Origin of the sequence: Bartonella sp. HY406, from assembly GCF_025449315.1 — a bacterium.
In the GTDB taxonomy this organism is placed as follows: Bacteria; Pseudomonadota; Alphaproteobacteria; order Rhizobiales; family Rhizobiaceae; genus HY038.
Window position 1 is genome coordinate 1 of record NZ_CP104894.1, and the last position, 11,308, is coordinate 11,308.

Genomic DNA, 11,308 nt, shown 5'->3' on the forward strand with positions numbered 1-11,308 from the left:
TTTACCAAATTATCGAAATTGTTATTGCTTTATTAATAAATTATCGGCTATATTTTCGTAAATATTCGTATTTTTGCAATTTTTGCGAAAATATCACCAAAAGGGATTTATTTGCCAAAATGACTACTGATAAAGCAAATCGTTTCGATTATCTTATTGCCGAGCAGGGCGAAAAAATCTCCAGTGCTTTAAATATGTTGCGCATGCAGCAATATCCGCCCGATGCTAAAAAAGGTTTACGCAAGTTTCAAACTGCTGAAGTTGCGCAGTTAATTGGCGTTACCCAAAGTCATTTGCGGCAATTAAATATTGAGGGTAAGGGCCCGCAGGTCGAAACAATTAGCGGCCGTCGCTATTACAGCGCCAATGATATGCTTGCTTTGCGTGATTATTTGGAAGACAATAAAAAATCTGACAAACGCTTTTATGTGCCGCGCCGCCGCGAGGGCGAGGCTATGCAAGTCGTGTCGGTGGTAAATTTTAAAGGTGGTAGCGGCAAAACCACCACAGCTGCTCATTTAGCGCAATATTTGGCCTTGACTGGCCACCGTGTTTTGGCGGTTGATCTTGATCCACAGGCATCATTAACCTCGCTTTTTGGTATTCAACCAGAAATGGATGACACGCAATCCTTTTATGAAGCATTGCGTTTTGATGATGAACGCGTGCCAATTTCCAACATTATCCAAAGCACCAATATTCCCGGCCTTGACATTGTACCGGCTAATTTGATGCTGCAAGAATATGAATATGATGTGCCACTTGCGATTTCAGGCAAAAAGGGGGAAGAGGGGCGGCTTTTCCATATTCGCATTGCCAATGCGCTAAAATCAGTTGATGACCAATATGACGTGGTGGTGATTGATTGTCCGCCGCAACTTGGTTATTTAACCATTACTGCGCTTATGGCATCGACGGGGATCTTAATTACCATTCATCCGCAAATGCTTGATATCATGTCAATGTCGCAATTTTTGATGATGCTTGGCGGCATTATGACATCAGTCGCCGATGCCGGTGCGCAAATTAAGGTAAACTGGTTTCGTTATCTTGTTACCCGATTTGAACCAACCGATATTCCACAAGCGCAGATGGTTGGTTTTATGCAAAGCATGTTTGCTGCAAATATGCTTAAAAATCCGGTTTTAAAATCGACAGCTATCGCAGATGCCAGCATTAAAAAACAAACGCTTTATGAGGTGGAGCGCGGCGAATTTGTGCGTGCTACCTATGATCGGGCGATGGAAAGTTTAAACTCTGCCAATAGTGAAATTGTTGACATTATCCACCAGCATTGGGGCAGGGTATGAATTTTTTGTCAGCCGTTTTTATTGTAAAATCGATAAATAAAATAAATAAGTTGCGCCTTTTGAGCAGCTCTTGCAACCGATTAAAGGATCATCATCATGTCGCGTAAAAATCCCTTTGCCAATCTTGATATGTCATCTTTAAATAAAGAAGAAGTAGAAGCTAATCGGCCCAAGGCAAGCAAAACCGGTTATGCTATGACCGGTGCTGCTAAAGCGGTTGTGCGCTCAATTGAGGAAATGGCAGAAAATACCAAGAAGCTCATGGATGGTGAAACAATCATCACGCTTGATCCCAATTTGTTAGATGCGTCTTTTGTGTCTGATCGCTTGTCACAAAATGACGAAGCTTACCGCGAATTGCTGGAAGCGATCAAAGAGCAAGGGCAGTTATCGCCGATTTTGGTGCGCCCCCATGAAGAGCAAGCAGGGCGTTATATGGTGGTGTTTGGCCATAGGCGGGCGCAAGTGGCAAAGGAATTAGGGCTGCAAGTTAAGGCTGTGGTAAAAAGCCTTGATGATGTGGCATCTGCCGTGGCACAGGGGCAAGAAAATTCGGCACGGGCTAATTTATCCTTCATTGAACGAGCATTTTTCGCGCAAAATCTTGCAGCGCGTGGCCTATCGCGTCAAGTGATTAAATCAGCATTAAGCCTTGATGATGCCATGCTATCCAAAATGCTAAGCGTTATGGAAATTATGCCGCAAGCTTTGCTAGCTGCACTTGGTGCGGCAAAAAATATCGGTCGTGATAAGTGGTTAAGTCTGCGCCAAATCATTTTAAATCCCGCATTTTTAGACCGTGCCCTTGAATATGTTAAAACTGATGAGTTTATCGCCCTTGGCTATGAGCAGCGCTTTGATGATTTGCATCAATATTTGGTAAAATATCAAAAGAAATCTGCCGCTAAAACCAATGCAAAATCAAAGGCAAAAGGCCAAACGAGCGACAATGTGAAAAGTGCGGTTAAAGCTTGGCAGTCGGATGACAAAAAAATTGATGTGGCGATTAAACCAAAGCCAAAAGCTCTTAGTTTGGAATTTAATCACGCGGATAGCAAAGCCTTTGGCGAATGGATCGGCAATAATTTATCAAAGTTTTATGAAGATTATTTAAACTCTCAAAAGAGTTAATACCACAAAGTAGATAGATAAATACTAGTGTTGTTAGAGCGCATTTCGATCTGATTGGATCAGATCGGCGCTCTAATTCATTGTTTACACCGCGTTTTTTGTCCGAAAACCGCTTCACACTTTTTTAAAAAACGCTCTAATTTTAGGTAAGCTATCTTATTTCAAAGAGCCAAGCCGATTAAGAGGCGATAATGTCAACGAATTTTTATTTTAGGTTTAAGACAAAGAGTCCATCTCGTAGCGATATTTACCGCTATATATTAAGAATTTTTACTAAATATCAGCAGGTTTTTCTACGTGGCTCTTTCCATCAAAAAGCAACATTGCGGCATAAAGGTTGGTCTAGCCCAAAAAGCGTGAATTTTGAATTTAGCGGCTATTTCGAAAATATGTCAAAAAACATGTTGCTAAAAAAACTAACAGAATGTAGCGGTCAATTTGATTTCCAGTTTGGTACGCCTGTTGGTGATCGTTATCTTTTTTGATTTTCGTACACTGGACCAAAATTATTCAGACAATAAAGATTTTGATTATACTATCGAAAGTCCGAGCGTTAAATTTACACCTTTCTTCGATTTTGTCGATGATATAGATGGTATATTTTTCGATGAGGAATTTGTCTTTGGCACAATTTCTATCGATCCCACTTTGATATTGGAGGACCAATTTGCCGTATGCATAAAGCAAGGCGTAACAATAGATCAAATTCCAACTTGGTTACATGGCTTATTCGATCCAGATCGCTTTACAGCTCTTGGTGATTTTCTAGGTAATGGTGTCAATTTTTATATGGATAAAAAATGCCAAAGCGAATACGAAAGTGGACACTTAAGAGAATATTGGTTTTTTGACTATTTGTCCAAGCTGCCAAAGTACAAAAATAAAATTATGTAAAAAAAATAAGGGCTGGCATAGATAAGGGTTAAGTATAATTTTTTCATAAAGCTTGACAATAGTTTAATCAATTCCTGTGTTGAATGATAGTTAAAACGCCATTCACACTCCTTTAAGTAGAGGTGAAAGTGCTCTTTTGGGATGCTATTAAAACAGCGCATATGTTACTTGGCTTGGCTCCAGAAGTTCTCGATCCCATTGTTATGATTGTGCCCATCCATAAGGGTTTTTGCCCAAAGGTTTTTGAATAGTTGATCCGCTCATGGTGAAATTCAGATACATCGAGAACATCATAGGCAGAAAAGCTTATCTCGATAAACAATGGAATCTGGCTTAATTGATTGCCTAATAATCGGTAAAAGTGTTTCAGTACGGGCATTTGGTATAGGAAAAGCATGAACTTTTCCATTACGTTTTAGCAGGAATTAGTCTATCAATGGCGGTTGCATCATTTTAACCTGCTATTGGTAGCAAGCTTATTATTGTGGTACGTTAAAGAGAATATATACTGAAATGATTGATAAAAAAGTGGCACAATAACTTTTTTCAGTTAATGCCTCAGTTGGAAAGCTAGTGTTTAATGGTGGACCTTTTACAACCTATACAGCTATACAATTAGCTGATAGGCTAGAAGAAATTGAAATAATAAATGTTTTAGCAAGAACTCGTTGCTGACAAAAATGTTGACAGTGGCTAGTTCGGGCAAATCTTATTTGATAGAAAAATTAAGTGCTGTATTTTCTCAAAAAGGTAGAAAAACACGCATCGGCTTTGACATAACAACCTACAAATTGCGAAACAAAGTTGAGAACTTGTATGTAAAACTTAAAAATTGGCAGCTCATTGCAGCAAGATATGTTTAAATAAAGTTGCTCTCATAATTTTCTCAGCAATATGGCATTGCCTCAGCCGTTATATTTATCATCAATGAATGAGCCTAGAATAAACTGCCAAAGCAGTTGCTAAAAAGCCAATGATCAGCTAATCAAGGCACTTTCAAGTACTTGAACAATTTGCATAAAACTATCATCATTTAATCGATAATTATTAGTAATAGTTATCATTCTTTTTGCAAAATCATCGGCATTGGCTGTTGTATTTGAGCTATTATCTTTACCCAATATTGGTTGCAGATAATCATAATTGGGGATTGATGACACAAAAAGTCGTGTTACCCCCAAATTGGACGGCCAAAGCCGCTCCATAGCTTTTTGGCAGCTAGCATCGCTTGGCATTAATACCATGATAAAAGGCCAAGTGCCCTTTGCTGCATCCGCACCTTTAACGATTTTTACGCCAAATTCGTGTAAAATGGGGTTCTTTTCCAAAATCTCGATGCGTTTTAAGGCTTGCATCTTGGTTTTTTGTAAAAACTCCGGCAATCTTAACGCAGCTTTTGCCCCAATTTCGCGGCGCTTTTTGCCAACCTCAAAAATTGGTATTTCTGGATCAAAATAATCGCCAACCGCATTAATGTAATCGTGTTTTTTTAGCGCTTTGCGCCGGCCAAGCCCATAAAAAAGCTCTAACAAAGGTGGATTATAGCAGCAATAATATCCAATTAATTGCGCAAGTTTTATTTTATCAGCGAAAAAATTTGGCTTTACAAGGTTTTTATGGGTTATTTGCAGTTGGTGAAATAAATTAGGGTCTTTTGCGGTTAGTAAACCACCTTCAAAAAGAGTTAAACCTTTACCAACCGCAAGGCTAAAAAATGCTATATCGCCGCTTTGCCCAATTTCTGCGCCAAGCGCCTGCGCGCCATCTTCAATAATATAGGCACCAATGTTACGCGCGATATTAAGGCTTGCTTCTACATTAGCAAGGCGGCCGCCAATATGGGTGGGAAGAATGGCAAGGGTTTTGTGATTTGCCAATTGTTGCAATTGTTCAAAACAAAAATCGAAGCTATTTTTTTCGGTATCGCAAATAATTGGCTTTAAGCCGCAATGATGAATGGCAAGCGGCACTAAAGGGCAATTAAAGGCGGGAATAATTACTTCATTGCGGGTATTGGTAAGATCATCCTTATTATTTAAGCGCTTTAAAGTTTCAAGCGCAATAATTAAAGATGCTGTACCAGAACATTCAAGCAACAAGGGTGGTAAATTAAATTGCTTCGCAATGATTTCAGCTATATCGCCGCCTTTACCAAAAAAATCTGTTGAAACAAGCGGTAGGCCTGCCGTTGGCGGCAACTCGCCATAAATTGTGTCACTTGTCAAAATTTTTAGGTGCTGTTTTTTCGAGGTAAAAAGTAACGGCAAAATTATACTCCTCGATTAAGCTTGTTTCGACTATATTGGCGAGGTTTTTTGCTTTTCCAATTCATCGCGTTCGGCAAAGGCAAGGCAGATAATACCACCAACAATCAAAATTGCACCGATAATGTGGCTAAGGGGTACATTTTCACCAAAAATAATGACGGAAGCAATCATCACCGTTACCACTTCTAAATGGCTGGCAGCAAAGGCTGGGCCAACGGGTGCACGGCGCAGCAAGGTCATCCAAGTGAAAAACGCACCAATATAGCCCGATATGGCTAAATAGACCCAAGGATGGGAAATAATCCGCCAAAACCAGTCAAGGCTTAACTCCAAGGGCTCAGCAATCATTGCAGTTTGCTTAAAGCTAATTTGCCCGACGGTATCGAACATCATCAAAAAGAAAAACCCTAAAATATAAAAACGCCGCATTTAAAATGCTCCCACAACTGCAACACCAAGTGCAACCAAACTAATGCCGATTATCCGCATCGGGGTGAGTTTTTCATGAAAGAAGATACGGCCCAAGACCATGATAACGATAATATTAACTGAGCCGAGCAATATGCCTTCTGATAGGGGCACAAGGGTTAAAAATGCGAGCCATAGGAAAAATTCGCCCACATAGGCAAAAATACCAACCCATAAAATTGGTTTTCGCACCAAGGCATGCCAATAGGCTTTCAGGCCAGGTTCCTCTTCCTCATCATCAGGGATTGTTGCCGCGGCTTTAAATGCAAGTTGGCCAACTGTGTCAAAAACAACATTAGCAAGCCATAGGGTTAAAACGAGCCAATTCATGTGTTCTTGCCCTGATTTACTGTCGGTTGATTTGCTGTTAATTGGTTTGCAGCTTGTAAGTTCATGTTTTCAAAAACAGGAGAAAAAGGCGCGGGAATAATTTCAGGCAAATCATTTATGTCCAATTGAGTGTCGCCGCATAGCTTTGAAAAAAACTCGACGCTTTTATTAATCACATTTTTTCGGTCGCGATCAATAGTGATAAGATGGTAGCTATTATCAAGCGGAACAAACTCAACCGGTCCAGCCACGTGCTCGGCAATATAGCCACCATTGGTTTTAATATTGGCAATGTCATCATTAGCCGAATGCATAACAAGGCAGGGTGCGCGAACTTCATCTATTTGCGGGCGCATATTTTTGACCAACATCATCATTTCTGCCAAAGACGGAAATGGATTTCCTGCAAGACCGCCCTTGGTGCTCTCACCAGAAAACATGCTGTCGGCAACGGTTTTGCGAATACGCTCATCTTTAAGGCCATAAGGGGGGCGCTCGATAAAAACGCGGTTATGAAATAACCCCATTTTATAAAGCCAAAGAATAAGAAATTGTGTACGGCGTATGAGATAGGGAATACTCCAACCATCATAAATAAGCGTTGCGCCATAAACACCAACACCAGCAATATCCTTGGGGCGTTCTGCTGCAAGTTTAAGTGCCAGTAATGCACCCATCGAAAGACCGCCGACAAATAATGTGTCAACATGCTCCAAAAATGCATCTGCCGCATCATTAACGCTTTGGTACCAGTCTCGCCAATTGGTTTTAACAATATCTGCCTCATCACCACAATGACCAGCAAGTTGCATGCCAAAAACGCTAAAGCCAGCCTTATTTAAGCCCTTGGCAAGAATATGCATCTCGGTAGGGGTGCCGGTTAAGCCATGGATAAGCATAACACCGGCGCGCCCACCCGGCATGTAAAAACTAACATCGCTAATCATGATGCTATCCGCGCCGCCTTTTGTGCGGTAAAGCTATGGGCGCCCATCTCATTTGAATGAGTGTTGGACAATTCAACCATCAAATCTGGCCAAAGCGCCATAATTTGTGAAAAATCTTTCACTCGCATATGGGCAATGGCGTGTTTTTCGCAATAATCGGCAAGTTTACCCTTAGCCAGTACAAAATCCGCTTTTTGCGATGGGCAAAAATCTGACGTGCCATCACCAATATAAATAGTTTTACCAAAAGGGGTAAGTGGCAATGGGTCATAACGGCGACATTTGCAATGACCTGATGGACAATTATTGGCCTTAAATGGAAATTCCAATTTCCATTTTTCGCCCCCTAAATGCACAAGATGATTGGAATAAACTGGCAAATCTTTAATGCCACTATGCGCTAAAATATGGTTGATGCTGTAATCAAGTCCATCGCTAACGATTTGAGCCGCAGCACCTTGTCGTTTAACCATGTCAAGAAATGGTTTAAAAGCCACATCAATTTGCGCTTCATTGAGGGCGCTATTAAGCTGTTGCGGCGTAGCGCGGATAAGCGCAACTTGCTTTTCCATACATTCTCGTGCGCCAATCGCGCCAGAAAGCCACAAATTTTCTAATTCTTCAAAACCAGGCAAAGCAAATTTATTCAACAATAAATCGGTGACATCTTGATAACAAATTGTACCGTCAAAATCGATTAATATAGTTGTACGACTATTTAGCTTCATAGTGTCGATATTTGTCATCGAAAAGCTATTGACAGCTAAGGGGGAAAAATTTTTATTTTGCTTATACATTTGTTATGGTTTTTCCTGCGGCTTAAAAAAGTCAAAGTTTTAAACTTAAACACTTGCCATAACTTATGCTATCTACATATAAACTGATATAAGATCTTTGTAGCTTTTATGTAACCAAACTCTGTAACCAAATATGGCAAGATGAATAAAAACATTTTAATAATTGAAGACGATCAACGCCTTGCTGACCTTGTGATGGCCTATTTAAGCAAACAAGGCTATGATGTAACTATTCATTCCCGTGGTGACACGGCGGAAAATGCTATAGCAACTCATAAGCCTGATCTTGTTATTTTAGATGTGATGTTGCCAGGTAAATCGGGTCTTGATATTTGCCGCGATGCGCGCAGCTTTTATGATGGGCTTATTCTCATCATGACCGCCAGTGAAGACGATATTGATGAAATTGTCGGCTTAGAACTTGGCGCTGATGATTATTTGTCAAAACCCGTCGAGCCACGCCGCTTGCTTGCCCATATCAGGGCGCTTTTACGCCGCAAGGAAGGCGAACCCCAACGGGTCGAACAAGCCAATGGCTTTGTTAAAGATGTGCCAAAAATTAGTGTGTTACATTTTGGTCAATTAGCAATTGATGATGAAAACCGCCTTGTTACCCTTGGTGATGAAAAACTAGAATTTACCACGGCAGAATTTGATCTTTTATGGTTGCTTGCCAGCCAAGCAGGACAAATCCTATCACGCGATGATATTTTAAATGCTCTGCGCGGGATTGAATTTGACGGACTTGATCGCTCCATTGATGCAAGGGTATCGCGCTTACGCAAACGCCTTAAAGATGATCCTGATGATCCGCAATTTATCAAAACTGTGCGTGCAAAAGGCTATTTATTTTTGCAGGCGCAAGAAAGATGAAAACGCGGGCGAGCGAAAAGGTAGAGCGGGAAAAACTCCGCCATAAATTTTATAATTTATTGCGTGCTATTGCCGTATTATTATGCCTTTTGCTAGCGCAAAGTGCTATTGCTTATTTGACGCTGCAATTATTTGACGCCTTGCCCTCTTCAATTACTGGTATTCTTGAAGATGAATATGTCGAGCGTAGCACGCATCAAGGTACTATTTTTCTCATTAAAGAAGAAATTAATGAACAAAAAAATGTGTCTCCCGCAGTCGTTTTAAATGAATTGCAGCCGCAATTTGCCTTCCGTCTTGCCTATTCACCGCCGGGCACTATTTATTCGCAAGATGTGCGTGAACAGCTTGAAACGGGGGGAAGTGCTTTTGAGGATGGCTATCTTTATGCCAGTCTTGATAATGGCGGTTACTTGGAAATGGGTCCGCTCATTGTTTCAGATGTTTTGGAAGCTAATGCCAGTGCATTTTTAACCTTGCTTGGGCTTTGGGCAATGGTCAGTGCATTGATTACCTTTGCCATTCTTTATATTGCTTATGCCCGTACATGGCGTGAAGCAATGATGATCAGGCGTACAGCTTTTGACCTTGGCAAGGGGGAGCTTTCTGCAAGAGTACCGCGCATTCATACTGAACCGCTTAAAATGATTGGCCATGTGATTAATGATATGGCCACCCGCATTGAATTACTGGTTAATCATAGTGATGTGATGCGTCATACCATGGCGCATGAATTTAGAACGCCGCTTGCTCGCTTACGTTTTGCTCTTTCCATGCTTGACGAAGCTGAAGAAGATGAAAAAGAAAAGCTTTACGAGGGTATCGAGCATGATATTAGCGAGCTTGAGGGGCTGATTAAAGTATCGCTTGATTATTTCCGCCTTAACAATAAATCAGCACCAACCAATCCAATTCCGGTCATGGTTAAGGATTGGGTTGAAGAATTGGTGGCTAAACTTAAGCCGTTAAAGCCAGAAAATTTTGAACTGGTTTTAAACGTGCCGGATATTGTTGGCGAGTTTGATTTAGAACTTGGAACTATTGCGCTGCGCAATATTATTTTAAACTGTTTTAAATACGCCAAATCAAAAGCCGTTTTGCATGTTATCAAAGATGGTGATGCGGTAATTTTTGAGCTTGACGATGATGGCGAAGGCGTGCCGGACGCTTTTCGTGAGGAAGTCTTTTCGCCTTTTTATCGTATGGATGTGCATAAGGCCGACATTAAAAACGGCTATGGCGTAGGGCTTTCCTTTGTGCGGGTCATTGCTGAACTTCACCATGGTTCTGCATTTGTGGTTACCAGCCCACTTGGCGGCGCACGGTTTGTCTTGCGACTTGGCAATTAAAGTGGATTTAGAGCCTATCTTTTAGTTAAGAATAAACTGGTTGAGTTGAATACAGATCGCGGCGATTTGTATGAAACCAAAGCAATTTTGTAAGTGTTTATCATATCGGGTTGCAAAGTGTTTGAATTGTTTAAGTTTTTTAAAAAAATTCAATAATATGACGTGCTATATAGATGTGCCTATCGAAAGGGCGGCGACATTTAATGCTCACGCGCTGTGCGACCACCGTTATTGCTTGTGCAACATTAACCATGTCAAGAATAGGAGGCTATCATACCCCTTATCCGCAAGCAGAAAGTTTGTTTTAAAACCTTTAACAAGCTCCTTAAGACGCGTGATGTCATTGCAATTTCGCAAGTTAAAATAGTTTGAAGCCACAATTATACGTAATGGCGTCCCAAAGCATCACAAGCAACACGTATTTTACTGGTAAAACCGCACTTGGAGCGCCCCCCCTTTTTTATGCGCTCTTGCAGCCTGTGCATGAGCACGAACATTTATTGCATCAAGCATCATTCATGCCATATCCGGCTCTACATCAATTTTCTCTAAGAGTTCAAATAAGATACCCTTTTCAATCCGCAAAGAATATCGTCCTTTGACTGTTTCATAAGGAATAAGCGGTGCTAAACGCTCTTATTGTTCATCTGTAAGGTCGTCAACCATTTCCTTCTCCATAAGCTGTAAAAATTAAAATATAACAAAAATATTAATTATTAATTCTTAACTATAAATTCGGACTGCCCTTGTGGTTTTGAATATATAGTCTATATATTGAAAATAGTTTCTATAAATAACGACTTTAATGGCTTGCATGTTAACTATCATTAATGATTTTAATATTTAGTAATGGTTTCAGAAAAAGTCTATCTTGCCATTTCAACTTTTTTATAGTCGTTCGCGATAATTTGATGATATGTTCTTACGAGTCTGTTTAATCGA

At 40.5% G+C, this 11,308-nt stretch carries 10 protein-coding genes and 1 pseudogene; 5 read left to right on the forward strand and 6 right to left on the reverse strand.

The features are described 5' to 3' along the window. The first annotated feature begins 119 nt into the window (after positions 1-119). From repA to N6B01_RS13785, 3 genes are all read left to right on the forward strand, one after another. Entirely contained in the window at positions 120-1,310 is a 1,191-nt protein-coding gene (repA, locus tag N6B01_RS13775) for a plasmid partitioning protein RepA (protein ID WP_262080803.1), read from the forward strand. A gap of 96 nt (positions 1,311-1,406) precedes the next feature. Then, positions 1,407-2,441 carry a plasmid partitioning protein RepB gene (gene repB, locus N6B01_RS13780; RefSeq protein WP_262080804.1) on the forward strand — a complete coding sequence of 345 codons (1,035 nt, stop codon included), beginning with the start codon at positions 1,407-1,409 and terminating at the stop codon, positions 2,439-2,441. Positions 2,442-2,903: 462 nt separating this feature from the next. Beyond that, on the forward strand, positions 2,904-3,335 hold the full coding sequence (locus tag N6B01_RS13785) for a hypothetical protein (RefSeq protein ID WP_262080805.1): 432 nt from the start codon (positions 2,904-2,906) through the stop codon (positions 3,333-3,335). On the opposite strand, the pseudogene N6B01_RS13790 reads toward N6B01_RS13785, so the two are convergent. The 6 genes and pseudogenes from N6B01_RS13790 to N6B01_RS13815 form a co-directional block, all read right to left on the reverse strand. After that, a pseudogene (locus N6B01_RS13790) lies at positions 3,293-3,757 on the reverse strand (IS1595 family transposase); the annotation flags it as partial. The gene N6B01_RS13785 and the pseudogene N6B01_RS13790 sit on opposite strands and share 43 nt — an antisense overlap. A 555-nt stretch (positions 3,758-4,312) precedes the next feature. Then, positions 4,313-5,602, reverse strand: a complete 1,290-nt coding sequence (locus N6B01_RS13795) for a DegT/DnrJ/EryC1/StrS family aminotransferase (RefSeq protein WP_262080807.1) — start codon at positions 5,600-5,602, stop codon at positions 4,313-4,315. A gap of 30 nt (positions 5,603-5,632) precedes the next feature. Then, positions 5,633-6,031, reverse strand: a complete 399-nt coding sequence (locus tag N6B01_RS13800) for a DMT family transporter (protein WP_182419884.1) — start codon at positions 6,029-6,031, stop codon at positions 5,633-5,635. Next, complete coding sequence (locus N6B01_RS13805; RefSeq protein WP_262080808.1) at positions 6,032-6,400, reverse strand: EamA family transporter; 369 nt, start codon at positions 6,398-6,400, stop codon at positions 6,032-6,034. Further along, a complete protein-coding gene (locus tag N6B01_RS13810) occupies positions 6,397-7,347 on the reverse strand; it encodes an alpha/beta hydrolase (protein WP_262080809.1) in 951 nt (316 codons plus the stop codon). Before N6B01_RS13810 ends, N6B01_RS13805 begins: the two co-directional genes overlap by 4 nt. Then, the gene (locus N6B01_RS13815) at positions 7,344-8,144 is read right to left on the reverse strand and encodes an MtnX-like HAD-IB family phosphatase (RefSeq protein ID WP_262080811.1); all 801 of its coding nucleotides are present in this window, start codon (positions 8,142-8,144) and stop codon (positions 7,344-7,346) included. The genes N6B01_RS13810 and N6B01_RS13815 overlap by 4 nt, the downstream gene beginning before the upstream one ends. A 141-nt stretch (positions 8,145-8,285) precedes the next feature. Here N6B01_RS13815 and N6B01_RS13820 point away from each other — a divergent pair, with 141 nt between their 5' ends. Together N6B01_RS13820 and N6B01_RS13825 are read left to right on the forward strand one after the other, a co-directional pair. After that, the gene (locus N6B01_RS13820; protein WP_262080813.1) at positions 8,286-9,017 is read left to right on the forward strand and encodes a response regulator; all 732 of its coding nucleotides are present in this window, start codon (positions 8,286-8,288) and stop codon (positions 9,015-9,017) included. Further along, positions 9,014-10,366 carry an ATP-binding protein gene (locus tag N6B01_RS13825; RefSeq protein WP_262080815.1) on the forward strand — a complete coding sequence of 451 codons (1,353 nt, stop codon included), beginning with the start codon at positions 9,014-9,016 and terminating at the stop codon, positions 10,364-10,366. Before N6B01_RS13820 ends, N6B01_RS13825 begins: the two co-directional genes overlap by 4 nt. Positions 10,367-11,308 lie beyond the last annotated feature (942 nt).